Origin of the sequence: Pseudomonas fluorescens, from assembly GCF_040448305.1 — a bacterium.
GTDB classification, from domain to species: Bacteria; Pseudomonadota; Gammaproteobacteria; order Pseudomonadales; family Pseudomonadaceae; genus Aquipseudomonas; species Aquipseudomonas fluorescens_BH.
This window is the reverse complement of record NZ_CP148752.1, coordinates 6,262,832-6,278,733: the sequence shown is the minus strand read 5'-3', so window position 1 is coordinate 6,278,733 and position 15,902 is coordinate 6,262,832. Positions and strand designations below refer to the sequence as shown.

At 60.3% G+C, this 15,902-nt stretch carries 13 protein-coding genes; 9 read left to right on the top strand and 4 right to left on the bottom strand.

The annotated features are described in order from the left end of the window. Positions 1-96: 96 nt before the first annotated feature. Positions 97-1,314: a retropepsin-like aspartic protease gene (locus WHX55_RS28675; RefSeq protein WP_353741715.1), complete on the top strand. Its 1,218-nt coding sequence runs from the start codon at positions 97-99 to the stop codon at positions 1,312-1,314. Between the two features lie 261 nt (positions 1,315-1,575). Here the strand turns inward: WHX55_RS28675 and WHX55_RS28670 are convergent, their stop codons facing one another. Next, complete coding sequence (locus WHX55_RS28670; RefSeq protein WP_353741714.1) at positions 1,576-1,944, bottom strand: hypothetical protein; 369 nt, start codon at positions 1,942-1,944, stop codon at positions 1,576-1,578. Positions 1,945-2,086: 142 nt separating this feature from the next. Further along, the gene (gbcA, locus tag WHX55_RS28665; protein WP_353741713.1) at positions 2,087-3,382 is read right to left on the bottom strand and encodes a glycine-betaine demethylase subunit GbcA; all 1,296 of its coding nucleotides are present in this window, start codon (positions 3,380-3,382) and stop codon (positions 2,087-2,089) included. A gap of 283 nt (positions 3,383-3,665) precedes the next feature. On the opposite strand from gbcA, the gene gbcB reads away from it, so the two are divergent. Continuing rightward, complete coding sequence (gbcB, locus tag WHX55_RS28660) at positions 3,666-4,766, top strand: glycine-betaine demethylase subunit GbcB (RefSeq protein WP_150725139.1); 1,101 nt, start codon at positions 3,666-3,668, stop codon at positions 4,764-4,766. 134 nt (positions 4,767-4,900) lie between these two features. Here gbcB and WHX55_RS28655 read toward each other — a convergent pair whose 3' ends face one another. Together WHX55_RS28655 and WHX55_RS28650 are read right to left on the bottom strand one after the other, a co-directional pair. Further along, positions 4,901-5,725: an NAD(P)-dependent oxidoreductase gene (locus WHX55_RS28655; RefSeq protein WP_150725140.1), complete on the bottom strand. Its 825-nt coding sequence runs from the start codon at positions 5,723-5,725 to the stop codon at positions 4,901-4,903. Positions 5,726-5,925: 200 nt separating this feature from the next. Then, complete coding sequence (locus WHX55_RS28650) at positions 5,926-6,966, bottom strand: low specificity L-threonine aldolase (protein WP_150725141.1); 1,041 nt, start codon at positions 6,964-6,966, stop codon at positions 5,926-5,928. A gap of 132 nt (positions 6,967-7,098) precedes the next feature. On the opposite strand from WHX55_RS28650, the gene WHX55_RS28645 reads away from it, so the two are divergent. From WHX55_RS28645 to purU, 7 genes are all read left to right on the top strand, one after another. Continuing rightward, entirely contained in the window at positions 7,099-7,863 is a 765-nt protein-coding gene (locus tag WHX55_RS28645) for a TraX family protein (protein WP_353741712.1), read from the top strand. 284 nt (positions 7,864-8,147) lie between these two features. Further along, entirely contained in the window at positions 8,148-9,401 is a 1,254-nt protein-coding gene (glyA, locus tag WHX55_RS28640; protein WP_353741711.1) for a serine hydroxymethyltransferase, read from the top strand. Between the two features lie 23 nt (positions 9,402-9,424). Further along, on the top strand, positions 9,425-10,675 hold the full coding sequence (locus tag WHX55_RS28635) for a sarcosine oxidase subunit beta (protein ID WP_007947735.1): 1,251 nt from the start codon (positions 9,425-9,427) through the stop codon (positions 10,673-10,675). Positions 10,676-10,689: 14 nt separating this feature from the next. Next, positions 10,690-11,019, top strand: coding sequence for a sarcosine oxidase subunit delta (locus WHX55_RS28630; RefSeq protein ID WP_046039383.1), 330 nt, complete (start codon positions 10,690-10,692; stop codon positions 11,017-11,019). Next, a complete protein-coding gene (locus tag WHX55_RS28625) occupies positions 11,016-14,033 on the top strand; it encodes a sarcosine oxidase subunit alpha (RefSeq protein ID WP_150756170.1) in 3,018 nt (1,005 codons plus the stop codon). Before WHX55_RS28630 ends, WHX55_RS28625 begins: the two co-directional genes overlap by 4 nt. Positions 14,034-14,177: 144 nt before the next feature. After that, on the top strand, positions 14,178-14,810 hold the full coding sequence (soxG, locus tag WHX55_RS28620) for a sarcosine oxidase subunit gamma family protein (RefSeq protein ID WP_150725144.1): 633 nt from the start codon (positions 14,178-14,180) through the stop codon (positions 14,808-14,810). A gap of 150 nt (positions 14,811-14,960) precedes the next feature. Beyond that, positions 14,961-15,818 carry a formyltetrahydrofolate deformylase gene (gene purU / locus WHX55_RS28615; RefSeq protein ID WP_007981374.1) on the top strand — a complete coding sequence of 286 codons (858 nt, stop codon included), beginning with the start codon at positions 14,961-14,963 and terminating at the stop codon, positions 15,816-15,818. Positions 15,819-15,902: the final 84 nt, after the last annotated feature.

Here is a 15,902-nt window from a genome sequence, read left to right as displayed (position 1 = left end):
TTTCCTATGCGCTGATCAAGGGTGCGGCACGCTTTCGGGAGCTTTCAGACATTCAGCGCTGACTCATAAAACCTGATTTTTATGACTGGCCTGAATATGAAGACTATCGCTCTTCTGGCGCTCCTTGCATTGGCCATGTGGCTATACACAGGATTGATCTCTGCTGCCCAGACAAAAGTGCCCATGGCACCGGCTGAGGCTGATCAGGATTTTTATCGCTGGATAGACTCCGAACAGGGGCGCAGCGCGTCCCTGGCGCAACTGCGGCTACAGTGCGACAAGGTACTGGATGCCGATAGACACCTCAGCTGTTCAGTGACGGTCTTCGCCAGAATGCTCGAAGCCAAGGTCGCCAACCAACTCCCCGAATACTATCTGGCGATCAAGGCCAGGCATGCCCAGGCGATTGCGGCCAACGCCTATCTGAAGCCCCTGTTCTCCACCTTTGGCAGCAAATCACTGGCTGTCCTGGCGGCGACCGGCGATTTCTCGGTCAGCGGTTCGGTGCGGCATGAGGTGCTGCCGCTCCATCCGTATGCCGACGACTTCTACATCGCTGAACAAGTGCTGCCATTTATCGAGGTCGGCGCGGCCAATGGTGTCTCGGCGCGTTTTGTACTGGACACCGGCGCACCGCAAACCAGGGTCAACATCGACACTGCGAAACAGATGGGCATCAAGTTGTTGCCCGATGCTTTTTATCGCTACAGCACGTTTTATGGCGAAAAGGGCTTGGCCGCGAGGCTGGGAATTCTCCGGTCGTTGAAAGTCGGCACCCGCGAGTTCAGGAACATCCTGGTCTTTGTCAGCGACCGGGACAATCTGTTGGGGCTGGATCTGATCAGCAAGCTGGGGCGCTTGAAGATAACCAGCGGAACACTGGAGCTGAATCCGCCGCCTGCCACACGCTGTGATGCGTCGATTGTCATTAGCCGCCTGGATCTCAATCAACGGTTGGTGGTGGCCGCACAGCTGGATCGTCGGGCAACGCAGGCCATCATCGATACCGGAAATGTCGATTACCTGACGGCCTCGTCGCCCGGCAGGCAGCTCAGCGTTGTGCAGGCGCTGACACCCGGAAGCTCGAGCGTTTCCACCAACGACAACAAGCGTTTCCAACGCTTCGACGGCGTATTGGCCCTGCAAGGCAACACCATGGCGGTCACCTACAAATACTACCCGGGCTTTACCATCCCACCGTCGCTGATAGCAGGGCAATACGTCCCGTCGATATTGCTCGGATGGCGCGCTTTCAAAGACTTTGAATTGAACCTGGATCTGGATTCAGGTCGCTCATGCCTCAATAAAATCTGAACAACTTCGGTGTTTACCCACAATCCCTGTTGGTGGTTCTGTGGATAACATGTTCGCCCCTCGCTACACCCCATACAAATCAAGCCTTGCGAGGCGTCGTTCAAAAAACAACCAGTCTGGTTCGTGGTTTTCCCAAGCTTTTTCAAGGGGATAAGTGCTGCTGTGGATGCAGACTTGCCCCCAATCTCTGTTGGCGCTTCTGTGGATAAGATGTTTGCTATCGGCTGTAGGCCTTATAAACAGCGACTTTCATGGGCTTGATCAAAAAGTGATCAATTGGTGTATTTGAGCCATGGAATTCCACGCAAACACCGGTTTCTTGCGGGTTGTAGCGGTTTTCCACAGAACCTTCGAAGTTAACCCCAAAGTCTGTTGGCGTTTCTGTGGATAAGGTGTTTGCCATCCTCTGAAAGCCTTGTATTCCGTGCCTTTCAGGCTTCTGATCAAAAAATGATCAGTTCGATCGTGGAAGCATGCTTCTGGATAAGTCACGGTTTTTCTTTGGGTTTTGTGGAGAAATTTTGCAGCCTTTCCACAGTTGTCCCCAATAGCTGTGGGTGGAGATGTGGATAACTTGTTCGCGGAAGGCTGGGAGGTGCGGCGGGCATAGGCCTGAACGAGATAGGTCATATTTCGTACAGTTCTAAATGATCGGGGAAATTGAGGCCGCTTTCGCGAGCAAGCCCGCTCCCACATTGACCGAGGCGTTCACAAAATTTGTGTACACCACCGATCCACTGTGGGAGCGGGCTTGCTCGCGAAGCTTTTGATCTTAGCCTTGAACCGGAACCCCTTTGAGGTACGGCGCAGGCTCGGCCCCCAGGTTGCTCAGCAGACGCTCGCTGTACCAGTCCACGAAGTTCACCACGCCGAACTCATAGGTCTTGGAGTACGGCCCAGGCTGGTACGCGGTGGAGTTGATGCCGCGCTGGTTCTCTTCGGCCAGGCGACGGTCCTGGTCGTTGGTGGCGTCCCAGACCTGGCGCATGCGCTCCACGTCGTAGTCCACGCCTTCGACCGCGTCCTTGTGCACGATCCACTTGGTGGTGACCATGGTTTCCTGGGCGCTGATCGGCCACACGGTGAACACGATGATGTGGTCGCCCATGCAGTGGTTCCACGAGTGCGGCAGGTGCAGGATGCGCATCGAGCCCAGGTCCGGGTTCTTGATACGGCCCATCAGCTTGGCGCAGCCCTGCTTGCCGTCCATGGTCATCGACACGGTGCCCTTGAGCAGCGGCATGCGCACGATGCGGTTACGCAGGCCGAAGCTGGCGTGGGCGTAAGGGATCTTCTCGGCTTCCCAGGCAGCGGCGGAGGCGGCTACGTGGTCCTTGAAGGCCTGGTCGGCGCGCGGGTCGGTGACGTCGTCCCATTCCAGCAGGGTTTTCAACAGTTCCGGGTGCGACGCGTTGCAGTGGTAGCACTCGCGGTTGTTTTCCAGCACCAGTTTCCAGTTGGCCTTTTCCATCAAGGTGGTGGTAATTGCCACCTTGGTGTTTTCCATGTCGTACGGTTCCATGTAATGGTTGAGCGTCGACAGGAAGTCATCGATGGCCGGCGGGTTGTCTGCCAGGCTGATGAAGATGTAGCCGCCAGCGGTCTTCACGTTCACCGGCTTGAGGCCGTACTGGTTCATGTCGAAGTCGGCGCCCATTTCGGTGCCGGCGAACAGCAGGCGGCCGTCGAGTTCGTAGGTCCACTGGTGGTAGTGGCAGACTAGCTTGGCAACCTTGCCCTTGTCGCTGGTGCACAGGCGCGAGCCACGGTGGCGGCAGACGTTGTGGAACGCGTGCACCACGCCTTCAGCTCCACGAATGACGATGATCGGGTTCTTGCCGATCTGCAGGGTCAGGTAGTTGCCCTTGGTCGGGATCTCGCAGGTCATGCCGGCGATCAACCACTCTTTCTGAAAGATTTCCTGCATGTCGATATCAAACAGGCGTTCGTCAGAGTAAAACGGCTGCGGCAGCGAGAACGTGCGCTCGCGCTCTTGCAGCATCTGTGCGGTGGCCTTGCGTGCGGGTTCCAGCGGATCGCCCAGGCTCAGGGTAGTAGTGACGTCCATCGATTTAGTCCTCATGGCCATTCTGTGTGGCCGGCGAAATGTGGCTACGGTTGTGCGACGCAAGACAAAAAACAGCAGTTATCTGTTGAAGCGAGTGTGGGGCCGGCGCTGGCCGGAACCTTATCCATGGGCGACATGGTGCAATCTGTTCCCGACGCGCAAGCCCCGGTAGCTGGGGGCTGGTCGCGATAAGCATGTCAATGTCGCAGATAGGTAAATGGGTGGTTCGCGCTATACGCAGAATCGCCAACATGAAGGCCGGCAGTCGGCCGTGGAGATCAGCATGTCCAACAGCTTCCTGAACCCGGTAACCACCCAGACCTGGGCCAATGGTCGACACATCGTCCGTTGCGTCAAAGTCATCCAGGAAACCTGGGATGTGCGCACCTTTTGCTTCATGGCCGACCAGCCGATCCTGTTCTTCTTCAAACCGGGGCAGTTTGTCACCCTGGAGCTGGAGATTGAAGGCCAGCCGATCATGCGTTCGTACACCATTTCCAGCTCGCCATCGGTGCCGTACAGCTTTTCGGTGACCATCAAGCGCGTGCCGGGCGGCAAGGTGTCCAACTGGCTGCACGACACCCTGCACGAAGGCCAGGAGCTGGCGGTGCACGGGCCGGTCGGGCTGTTCAATGCCATGGACTTTACCGCGCCGAAGGTGCTCTACCTCAGCGGCGGCGTTGGTATCACGCCGGTCATGTCCATGGCGCGCTGGTTCTATGACACCAACGGCAATGTCGACATGGTGTTTATCCACAGCGCCCGTTCGCCTAAAGACATCATTTACCACCGTGAGCTGGAACACATGGCGTCGCGGATCGACAACTTCAGCCTGCACCTGATCTGCGAGAAGCACGGTATGGGTGAGCCCTGGGCCGGTTATCGCGGTTACCTGAACCACAGAATGCTTGAATTGATGGCGCCGGACTTCCTTGAGCGCGAAGTATTCTGCTGCGGCCCGACACCGTATATGAATGCGGTCAAGCGCTTGCTGGAAGCCGCTGGCTTCGACATGTCGCGTTACCACGAAGAATCCTTCGGTGCGACCCCGCCAGAGGCGCGCGCTGACGCAGTGGAACACGCCGAACAAGCGGCCGAGGCACCGGAAGTCGACGTGGCGGACCTGCACCAGGTGGAGTTCACGGCGTCCGGCAAGAGCATTCGCGTGGCTCCGGGCGAGACCGTGCATGCCGCGGCGGCCAAGGTCGGCCTGATGATTCCGAAAGCCTGCGGCATGGGGATTTGCGGGACCTGCAAGGTGTTGAAGCTGGGTGGTGAGGTGGAGATGGATCACAACGGCGGGATCACCGAGGAAGACGAAGCGGATGGGTTCATCCTGTCGTGCTGCAGCGTGCCGAAAGGCGATGTGCGGATCGAATATTGATTCGGGTGGGAATATATCTCTGAAAGCAGTGTTGTTCACTTGTGGGAGCGAGCCTGCTCGCGAAGAGGGGGTGTCAGTCAACATCAATGTTACTGACACACCGCCATCGCGAGCAGGCTCGCTCCCACAGGTTTTTAGTCAATAAACAGATCCGTCATCAACTTGTCGCTGCTGTCCGGCGCGAACCGATAGTGTTCGAACTCCGTTACACCGTTTTCCCGCAGAATCTCCTCATCAATCAGCAAACGCCCGGTCAGGCTGCGGTTTGCGCTGCTCAGAATCACATGGGCGGCATCGGCCATGATCGCCGGCAGGCGCGCATGCTTGAACGATTCCCTCGACCCCAGCTGAAACTCGATGGCGGCGGTGGCGATCATCGTCTGTGGCCACAGCGAGTTGACGCTGATCCCGTAGTTCTTGAATTCCTCACTCATGCCCAAAGTCAGCATGCTCATGCCGTACTTGGTAACGGTGTAGGGGCTGTACTGGGCGAACCACTTGGTGGCCAGGTTCAGCGGCGGTGACAGGTTGAGGATGTGGCCGCCGGACTTCTTCAGGTACGGCAACGCAGCCTGGCTGCACAGCAAGACGGCGCGGGTGTTGATCTGGTGCATCAGGTCGAAGCGCTTGAGTTCGAGGTGCTGGACCCCGGTCAGCTTGATCGCCCCGGCGTTGTTGATCAGTGCATCGATACTGCCGAAATGTTCGTTGGCCTGGGCCAGCGCCTCACGTACGGCATCCTCTTCACGTACATCCACCTGCAAGGCCAGCGCCTTGCCGCCTGCGGCTTCCACTTCCCGGGCCACGCTGAAAATCGTGCCCGGCAGCTTGGGGTGGGGTTCGGCACTTTTGGCGGCGATCACAATGTTGGCCCCATCGCGTGCGGCCCGCAGCGCAATCTCGCGGCCGATGCCGCGGCTGGCACCGGTGATGAACAGGGTTTTGCCTTGCAATGACATGCTGACGCTCCTGATTGTTGTTATGTGAGCGGGGTGGCTCGACAAACAATGTAGACGAAGTCTTCAGGTGCGGACTGTCAGGGGATGCGGATGGCTTTTGTAGGAGTGAGCCTGCTCGCGATAGCGGTCTTTCATCCAGCAGATCTGGTGAATGATCGGGCCTCATCGCGGGCAAGCCCGCTCCCACAGGGTTTGTGGCGTTAGTGGGACATCACTTCGCGGATATCCCGAGCCAATTCCCGCACGCGCTCTTGCTCGGTATCCCACGAGCACATGAAGCGTGCGCCGCCGTTGCCGATGAAGGTGTAGAAGCGCCAACCCTTGGCGGTCAGTGCGGCGATGGCCGGTTCCGACAGTTGCAGGAACACGCCGTTGGCCTGTACCGGGAACATCAGTTCCACGCCGGGAATGTCGCTGACCAGCTCCGCGAGCAATTGCGCGCAGTGGTTGGCGTGGTTGGCGTATTTGAGCCAGGCGTCGTTTTCCAGGATCCCGACCCACGGCGCCGACAGGAAGCGCATCTTTGAAGCCAGCTGCCCGGCCTGCTTGCAGCGGTAATCGAAGTCTTCCGCCAGTTTGTGGTTGAAGAACAGAATCGCCTCACCCACCGCCATGCCGTTTTTCGTGCCGCCAAAACACAACACGTCGACGCCGGCCTTCCAGGTCAGGTCAGCCGGGGTGCAGCCGAGGAAGGCGCAGGCGTTGGAGAAGCGTGCGCCGTCCATGTGCAGGTTCAGGCCCAGCTCTTTGCAGGTGGCGCTGATGGCGCGGATTTCGTCCGGGGTGTAGACGCTGCCGACTTCGGTGGCCTGGGTCAGGGTCACGACGCGGGGTTTCGGGTAGTGGATGTCCTGGCGCTTGAGCGCGACCTCGCGGATCGATTCCGGGGTCAGCTTGCCGTTTTCAGTGCGGGCGATCAGCAGTTTGGAGCCGTTGGAGAAGAATTCCGGGGCGCCGCATTCGTCGGTTTCGACGTGGGCGGTTTCCGAGCAGATCACGCTGTGGTAACTCTGGCACAGCGACGACAGCGCCAGCGAGTTGGCGGCGGTGCCGTTGAAGGCAAAAAACACTTCGCAGTCGGTTTCGAACAGTTTGCGGAATCCGTCGGAGGCGCGGGCGGTCCACTCGTCGTCGCCGTATGCGCGCTGGTGGCCGTGGTTGGCCTGTTCCATGGCCGCCCAGGCTTCAGGGCAGATGCCGGAATAGTTGTCGCTGGCGAATTGTTGGCTCTTATCGGTCATGGCCTGCTTCCGTGGTCGAGATGCCTATGGTGAAGCGTCCCGTGGTCAATGAGGGTGCGCACTGTACCCAAGATCGTCAGGTGGAGCGCACAGGATGTCGCTGTCGGGAAAATACACGGTCGAAGGGCAATTATGCACGTGACTATGCACAAGAACATGCACAAGAACATGCACAAGGCCATGCACTTAAAGCCGCGCGACGGGGCACTGGATCTGCTCAAGTGGCTGGCGCTGTTGAGTATGGTGCTCGATCACCTGCGATATGTCGGTTATTCCGCCGATCTGTTGTATGTGCCGGGGCGTTTGGCGTTTCCGTGGTTCTGCCTGGCGATGGCGGCCAATCTGGCGCGCAAGCCTGTTGTGGTGAACGCTGGGCAATGGCGCTATCTGGGCTGGTTGTTGCTGTTTAGTGCGGTGAGTGAAATTCCTTACCGGATGTACATTCCCAATCCCGACACCTTGAACGTGTTGCCCACCCTTGCCCTGGGCTTGCTGGTGATTCGTGGCTGGCAGCAGCCGGTGCTTGCGTCGCGCCTGCTGGCCGTTGGCGCGGTGCTGCTGGCAGGGTTTTTCTCCCAGCGATTGATGTTCGGGTTCTTTGGCGTGCTGTTGCCGCTGGCGATGCTGCTGGTACTGCAGCGGCCCTGGTACTTCGCGCTGTTGGCGGGGTTGGTGTGCCTGGCGGGCAATCAGTGGCAGGTGCTGTATTACGCGGCTCGCCTGGGCAATGTCGCGGCGATTCCGGCCATCGTCATGTGCCTGATTGCGCCATGGCTCGGGCTGTTCTTGTTGCGACATGCAAAGGACGTAAATCCACCACCGATGCGGCGCTGGGCGTATGCGCTGTATCCCTTGCATTTCCTGGTGTTGCTCGCAGTGCGACAGGTCATCGCCTGACCCTGTAGGAGTGAGCCTGCTCGCGATAGCGGCGCCACATTCGGTAATGATGGTGGCTGACCCACCGCTATCGCGAGCAGGCTCGCTCCTACAGGGGATCTGCGCCGGATCGACGGTTGTGTTCGGCATGCCATTTCCCGTCATGTCGTAAACGCACCTTTGCGTGGCGCCCGTAGGCATTTGACGACTCCAAGCCAGTCATACCATCGCTACCAAAGGGCACTGCCGAAACGCCAGTGCCTCACCGAGACGAATGGCGCACCACCGCCGCTGGGAGAGACGCGATGTTCAGCAAGCAAGACCAGATCCAGGGTTACGACGATGCACTGCTGGCGGCGATGAATGCCGAGGAGCAACGTCAGGAAGATCACATCGAGCTGATCGCGTCGGAGAACTACACCAGCAAACGCGTGATGGAAGCGCAAGGCAGCGGCCTGACCAACAAGTACGCCGAAGGTTATCCGGGCAAGCGCTACTACGGTGGCTGCGAGCACGTCGACAAGGTTGAGGCGCTGGCCATCGAGCGCGCCAAGCAATTGTTCGGCGCCGATTACGCCAACGTCCAGCCGCACTCCGGTTCTTCGGCCAACAGCGCCGTGTACCTGGCCCTGCTGCAAGCCGGCGACACCATTCTCGGCATGAGCCTGGCCCACGGCGGTCACCTGACCCACGGCGCCAAAGTGTCGTCCTCGGGCAAGCTGTACAACGCCGTGCAGTACGGCATCGACACCAAGACCGGTCTGATCGATTACGACGAAGTCGAGCGCCTGGCCGTCGAGTGCAAGCCGAAGATGATCGTTGCCGGCTTCTCGGCCTATTCCAAGACCCTCGACTTCCCGCGCTTCCGCCAGATTGCCGACAAGGTCGGTGCGTTGCTGTTCGTCGACATGGCCCACGTTGCCGGTCTGGTCGCAGCTGGTCTGTACCCGAACCCGCTGCCTTACGCTGATGTGGTCACCACCACCACCCACAAGACCCTGCGCGGTCCGCGTGGCGGCCTGATCCTGGCCAGGTCCAACGAAGAAATCGAGAAGAAGCTCAACGCGGCAGTTTTCCCGGGTGCCCAGGGCGGCCCGCTGATGCACGTGATCGCCGGTAAGGCAGTGTGCTTCAAGGAAGCGCTGGAGCCTGGCTTCAAGGCTTACCAGCAGCAAGTGATCGACAACGCCCAGGCCATGGCCGGCGTGTTTATCAAACGCGGCTACGATGTAGTGTCCGGCGGTACCGACAACCACCTGTTCCTGGTCAGCCTGATCCGTCAGGGCCTGACCGGCAAAGAGGCGGACGCAGCCCTCGGTCGCGCCCACATCACTGTGAACAAAAACGCTGTCCCGAACGATCCACAGTCGCCGTTCGTGACCTCCGGCCTGCGCATCGGCACCCCGGCGGTCACCACTCGCGGCTTCAAGGTGACCCAGTGCGTCACGCTGGCCGGCTGGATCTGCGACATCCTCGACAACCTCGGCGACGCCGATGTCGAGGCCAATGTCGCCGAGCAAGTGGCAGCCCTGTGCGCGGACTTCCCGGTTTATCGCTGAGTGCGGTTTTGGAGTAAATGACTATGCAACGCTACTCGGGCTTCGGCCTCTTCAAACACTCTCTCAGCCATCATGAAAACTGGCAGAAAATGTGGCGCACGCCGACCCCTAAAAAGGTCTACGACGTGGTCATCGTCGGTGGTGGCGGGCATGGTCTCGCCACGGCTTACTACCTGGCCAAGGAACACGGCATCACCAACGTGGCCGTGGTCGAGAAAGGCTGGCTGGGCGGCGGTAACACCGCGCGCAACACCACCATCGTTCGCTCCAACTACCTGTGGGACGAGTCGGCGCACCTGTACGAACACGCGATGAAACTGTGGGAAGGCCTGTCCCAGGACCTCAACTACAACGTGATGTTCTCCCAGCGCGGCGTCTACAACCTGTGCCACACCCTGCAGGACATCCGTGATTCCGAGCGTCGGGTCAGCGCCAACCGCCTCAACGGCGTCGACGGTGAACTGCTCGATGCCAAACAGGTTGCCGACGAGATTCCGTACCTCGACTGCTCCAAGAACACTCGCTACCCGGTGATGGGCGCTACCGTCCAGCGTCGCGGCGGCGTGGCCCGTCACGATGCCGTGGCCTGGGGCTTTGCCCGGGCCGCCGACGCCCTCGGCGTGGACCTGATCCAGCAGACCGAAGTGATTGGCTTCCGCAAGGAAAACGGCGTGTGCATCGGCGTTGAAACCAACAAGGGCTTCATCGGCGCCAAGCGCGTCGGTGTAGTGACCGCCGGTAACTCCGGGCACATGGCCAAGCTCGCCGGTTTCCGCCTGCCGATCGAATCCCACCCGCTGCAAGCGCTGGTGTCCGAGCCGATCAAGCCGATTATCGACAGTGTGATCATGTCCAACGCCGTACACGGCTACATCAGCCAGTCCGACAAGGGCGACCTGGTGATCGGCGCCGGTATCGACGGCTACAACGGCTACGGCCAGCGTGGTTCGTACCCGGTGATCGAGCACACCATCCAGGCCATCGTCGAGATGTTCCCGGTGCTGTCGCGGGTACGCATGAACCGTCAGTGGGGCGGCATCGTCGACACCACGCCGGACGCCTGCCCGATCATTTCGAAAACCCCGGTACCGAACATGTTCTTCAACTGCGGTTGGGGCACCGGTGGCTTCAAGGCGACACCTGGCTCGGGCAACGTGTTTGCCGCGAGCCTGGCCAAGGGTGAAATGCACCCATTGGCTGCACCTTTCTCCATCGACCGTTTCCACAACGGTGCGTTGATCGATGAACACGGCGCTGCTGCGGTTGCCCACTAACAGGAGAAATCCCCATGTTGCATATCTTCTGTCCTCACTGCGGCGAGTTGCGCTCCGAAGAGGAATTCCATGCATCCGGCCAGGCGCACATCCCGCGTCCACTGGATCCGAACACCTGCACCGACGAGGAGTGGGGCGACTACATGTTCTTCCGCGATAACCCGCGCGGTCTGCACCACGAGCTGTGGGATCACGTCGCCGGTTGCCGTCAGTACTTCAACGTCACCCGCGACACCGTGACCTACGAGATTCTCGAAACCTACAAGATCGGCACCAAGCCACAATTCACCGACAAGACCGATAGCCCGAAAGCGGCCAGCACGGCTCTGGGAGAGAAGGTATGAGCCAGATCAATCGCCTGTCCAATGGCGGACGGATCGACCGCAACAAAGTCTTGACCTTCACCTTCAACGGCCAGAACTACAAAGGCTTCGAAGGCGATTCCCTGGCCGCTGCACTGCTGGCCAACGGCGTCGACATCATCGGTCGCAGCTTCAAGTATTCCCGTCCCCGCGGCATCTTCGCTGCGGGTGCTGAAGAGCCGAACGCGGTGCTGCAGATCGGCGCCACCGAAGCCACGCAGATCCCGAACGTGCGCGCCACGCAACAGGCGCTGTATCAAGGCCTGGTCGCCACCAGCACCAACGGCTGGCCGAGCGTGAACAACGACATGATGGGGATTCTCGGCAAGGTCGGCGGCAAGCTGATGCCACCGGGCTTCTACTACAAAACCTTCATGTACCCGCAATCGTTCTGGATGACCTACGAGAAGTACATCCGCAAGGCTGCCGGCCTGGGCCGCTCGCCGACCGAGAACGATCCGGACACCTACGACTACATGAACCAGCACTGCGACGTGCTGATCGTCGGCGCCGGCCCTGCTGGCCTGGCCGCTGCACTGGCGGCTGCGCGCAGCGGTGCCCGTGTAATTCTGGCTGACGAACAGGAAGAGTTCGGCGGCAGCCTGCTCGACTCCCGCGAAAGCCTCGACGGCAAGCCTGCGATGGAGTGGGTGGCCAGCGTCATCGACGAACTGAAGAACACCCCGGACGTGCTGCTGTTGCCGCGCGCCACCGTCAACGGCTACCACGACCATAACTTCCTGACCATTCACGAGCGCCTCACCGATCACCTCGGCGACCGCGCACCGATTGGCCAGGTGCGTCAGCGCATCCACCGGGTCCGCGCCAATCGCGTGGTACTGGCGACCGGCGCTCACGAGCGTCCACTGGTCTACGGCAACAACGACGTACCGGGCAACATGCTCGCCGGCGCCATCTCGACTTACGTTCGCCGCTACGGCGTGGCACCGGGCAAGAAGCTGGTGCTGTCGACCAACAACGACCACGCCTACCGCGTTGCCCTGGATTGGCTCGATGCCAGCCTGCAAGTGGTGGCCATCGCCGACGCCCGCAGCAATCCACGTGGTGCGCTGGTGGAAGAAGCCCGCGCCAAAGGCATCCGCATCCTCACCGGCAGCGCCGTGATCGAGGCCCGTGGCAGCAAGCACGTGACCGCTGCCCGTGTGGCCGCCATCGATGTCAAAGCCCACACCGTGACCAGCCCGGGCGAATGGCTCGACTGCGACGTTGTAGCCAGTTCCGGTGGCTACAGCCCCGTGGTTCACCTGGCTTCGCACCTGGGTGGCAAGCCGATCTGGCGCGAAGACATCCTCGGTTTCGTACCGGGCGAAGCACCGCAGAAACGTGTGTGCGTCGGCGGCATCAACGGCGTCTACGGTCTTGGCGATTCCCTGGCCGACGGTTTTGAAGGTGGCGTTCGCGCTGCTGCCGAAGCCGGCTTCCAATCGGTTGAAGGCGTGTTGCCAAAAGCCCTGAGCCGTCTCGAAGAACCGACCCTGGCGCTGTTCCAGGTGCCCCATGAAAAGAATACCGCACGGGCGCCGAAGCAATTCGTCGACCTGCAAAACGACGTCACCGCCGCCGCCATCGAACTGGCGACCCGCGAGGGCTTCGAGTCGGTCGAGCACGTCAAGCGCTACACCGCCCTGGGCTTCGGCACCGATCAGGGCAAGCTCGGCAACGTCAACGGCCTGGCCATCGCTGCCCGCTCGTTGAACGTGACCATCCCGCAGATGGGCACCACCATGTTCCGTCCGAACTACACGCCGGTGACTTTCGGCGCCGTGGCCGGTCGTCACTGTGGGCACATCTTCGAGCCGGTGCGTTACACCGCGCTGCATCAATGGCACCTGAAAAACGGCGCCGAGTTCGAAGACGTCGGCCAGTGGAAACGTCCTTGGTACTTCCCGAAATCCGGTGAAGACCTGCATGCCGCCGTTAAGCGCGAATGCAAAGCCGTGCGCGACAGCGTCGGCCTGCTGGATGCTTCGACCCTGGGCAAGATCGACATCCAGGGCCCGGATGCGCGCGAGTTCCTCAACCGCGTCTACACCAACGCCTGGACCAAGCTCGATGTGGGCAAGGCCCGTTACGGCCTGATGTGCAAAGAAGACGGCATGGTCTTCGACGACGGTGTGACGGCTTGCCTGGCCGACAACCATTTCGTCATGACCACCACCACCGGCGGCGCGGCTCGCGTACTTCAGTGGCTGGAGCTGTACCACCAGACCGAATGGCCGGACATGAAGGTGTACTTCACCTCCGTCACCGACCACTGGGCGACCATGACCCTGTCCGGGCCGAACAGCCGCAAATTGCTCGCTGAAGTCACCGACATCGACCTGAGCAACGAAGCCTTCCCGTTCATGACCTGGAAAGAAGGTCTGGTGGGTGGTGTGCCGGCGCGGGTATTCCGGATTTCGTTTACCGGTGAACTGTCGTACGAAGTCAACGTGCAAGCCGACTACGCCATGGGCGTGCTGGAAAAAATCGTCGACGCCGGCAAGAAGTACAACCTGACCCCGTACGGCACTGAAACCATGCACGTGCTGCGGGCCGAGAAGGGCTTCATCATCGTCGGTCAGGACACTGACAGCTCGATGACCCCGGACGACCTGAACATGGGCTGGTGTGTCGGTCGCACCAAACCGTTCTCGTGGATCGGCTGGCGTGGCATGAACCGTGAAGACTGCGTGCGTGATCAGCGCAAGCAACTGGTTGGCCTGAAGCCGATCGATCCGAACAAATGGCTGCCGGAAGGCGCGCAACTGGTGTTCAACACCAAGCAAGCCATCCCGATGACCATGGTTGGTCACGTGACTTCCAGTTACCTGCACAACTCCCTGGGCTATTCGTTCGCCATGGGCGTGGTCAAGGGCGGGTTGCAGCGGATGGGCGAGCGAGTGTTCGCACCGCTGGCCGACGGCAGCGTGATCGAGGCGGAAATCGTTTCTTCGGTGTTCTTCGATCCGAAGGGCGAACGCCAGAACATCTAATGGCCTCGAGATCTGTGGGCGGGCTGCCATTCGCGAGCAGGCTCGCTCCCACAGGGGAACGCGGTCGAATGTGGGAGCGAGCCTGCTCGCGAAAGCGGCAGAACAGCCACCACAGGAACCAACAGAATTCAGAACAGGTGCTTTATGACCGCAGCCAATGTTTACCAACAACGCCCAACCTCCGGGGCCAAGGCCGAGTCGTCGCTGCATCACGCCGACCTCGCCAGCCTGGTGGGCAAGGGCCGCAAGAACGCCGGCGTGACCGTGCGTGAGAAAAAACTCCTCGGCCACCTGACCATCCGTGGCGATGGCCACGATGCCGCGTTCGCCGCGGGCGTGCACAAGGCCCTGGGCATCGAGTTGCCGGGCGCGTTGAGCGTGATCGTCAAAGGTGAAACCAGCCTGCAATGGATGGGGCCGGATGAGTGGTTGCTGATCGTGCCGACCGGTGAAGAACTGGCCGCCGAGCAAAAACTGCGCAAGGCACTGGGCGATTTGCACATTGCAATCGTCAACGTTAGCGGCGGCCAGCAGGTCCTCGAACTGAGCGGCCCGAACGTGCGCCAGGTGCTGATGAAGTCCACCAGCTACGACGTGCACCCGAACAACTTCCCGGTGGGCAAAGCCGTCGGCACGGTGTTCGCCAAATCGCAATTGATGATCCGTCACACCGCCGAAGACACCTGGGAACTGCTGATTCGTCGCAGCTTCTCGGATTACTGGTGGCTGTGGTTGCAGGATGCTTCTGCCGAGTATGGCCTGAGCGTACAGGCCTGATCACCACCGTCACTGTAGGAGCGAGCCTGCTCGCGATGGACTTCAAGGCAACGCGTTGAATCAGAAAGTACGCGTCATCGTTGGCCTCCATCGCGAGCAGGGCTCGCTCCTACAGTAGGCATCCACCGATTTCTCAGGAGTCACCGCCCTATGAGCCGCGCCCCAGACACATGGATTCTGACCGCCGACTGCCCCAGCGTGCTCGGCACCGTGGACGCGGTGACCCGCTTTCTGTTCGAGCAGGGCTGCTACGTCACCGAGCACCATTCCTTCGATGACCGGCTCTCGGGCCGTTTCTTCATTCGTGTGGAGTTCCGCCAGCCTGACGGTTTCGACGAGCAGTCCTTCCGCGCGGGCCTCGCCGAGCGCGGTGAAGCCTTCGGCATGATCTTCGAACTGACCGCGCCGAACTATCGGCCGAAAGTGGTGATCATGGTCTCCAAGGCTGATCACTGCCTCAACGATTTGCTCTATCGCCAGCGCATCGGCCAGTTGTCGATGGACGTCGCCGCCGTGGTCTCCAACCACCCGGACCTCAAGCCACTGGCCGACTGGCACCAGATTCCGTACTACCACTTCCCGCTGGACCCGAACGACAAACCGTCCCAGGAACGTCAGGTGTGGCAGGTCATCGAAGAGTCCGGCGCCGAACTGGTGATCCTTGCGCGCTACATGCAAGTGCTGTCGCCGGAGCTGTGCCGCAAGCTCGATGGCAAGGCGATCAATATCCACCACTCCCTGCTGCCCGGATTCAAGGGGGCCAAGCCCTATCACCAGGCCTACAACAAGGGCGTGAAACTGGTGGGCGCCACGGCGCATTACATCAACAACGACCTGGATGAAGGTCCGATCATTGCCCAGGGCGTGGAGGCTGTGGACCACAGTCATTACCCGGAAGATTTGATCGCCAAGGGGCGGGATATCGAAGGGCTGACGCTGGCGCGGGCGGTTGGATATCACATTGAACGAAGAGTGTTTTTGAACGCGAACAGAACTGTCGTTCTTTAGATCGCCATCGCGAGCAGGCTCGCTCCTACAGGGGTATGCATTCCAATGTGGGAGCGAGCCTGCTCGCGATAGCGGCATAACAGA

What these genes read in the sequence shown, in the direction of transcription:
- WHX55_RS28675 (WP_353741715.1), top strand. Translation starts at nt 97, where the DNA reads ATGAAGACTATCGCTCTTCTGGCGCTCCTTGCATTGGCCATGTGGCTA.
- WHX55_RS28670 (WP_353741714.1), bottom strand. Translation starts at nt 1,944, where the DNA reads ATGACCTATCTCGTTCAGGCCTATGCCCGCCGCACCTCCCAGCCTTCC.
- gbcA (WP_353741713.1), bottom strand. Translation starts at nt 3,382, where the DNA reads ATGGACGTCACTACTACCCTGAGCCTGGGCGATCCGCTGGAACCCGCA.
- gbcB (WP_150725139.1), top strand. Translation starts at nt 3,666, where the DNA reads ATGTCCAACAGCTTCCTGAACCCGGTAACCACCCAGACCTGGGCCAAT.
- WHX55_RS28655 (WP_150725140.1), bottom strand. Translation starts at nt 5,725, where the DNA reads ATGTCATTGCAAGGCAAAACCCTGTTCATCACCGGTGCCAGCCGCGGC.
- WHX55_RS28650 (WP_150725141.1), bottom strand. Translation starts at nt 6,966, where the DNA reads ATGACCGATAAGAGCCAACAATTCGCCAGCGACAACTATTCCGGCATC.
- WHX55_RS28645 (WP_353741712.1), top strand. Translation starts at nt 7,099, where the DNA reads ATGCACGTGACTATGCACAAGAACATGCACAAGAACATGCACAAGGCC.
- glyA (WP_353741711.1), top strand. Translation starts at nt 8,148, where the DNA reads ATGTTCAGCAAGCAAGACCAGATCCAGGGTTACGACGATGCACTGCTG.
- WHX55_RS28635 (WP_007947735.1), top strand. Translation starts at nt 9,425, where the DNA reads ATGCAACGCTACTCGGGCTTCGGCCTCTTCAAACACTCTCTCAGCCAT.
- WHX55_RS28630 (WP_046039383.1), top strand. Translation starts at nt 10,690, where the DNA reads ATGTTGCATATCTTCTGTCCTCACTGCGGCGAGTTGCGCTCCGAAGAG.
- WHX55_RS28625 (WP_150756170.1), top strand. Translation starts at nt 11,016, where the DNA reads ATGAGCCAGATCAATCGCCTGTCCAATGGCGGACGGATCGACCGCAAC.
- soxG (WP_150725144.1), top strand. Translation starts at nt 14,178, where the DNA reads ATGACCGCAGCCAATGTTTACCAACAACGCCCAACCTCCGGGGCCAAG.
- purU (WP_007981374.1), top strand. Translation starts at nt 14,961, where the DNA reads ATGAGCCGCGCCCCAGACACATGGATTCTGACCGCCGACTGCCCCAGC.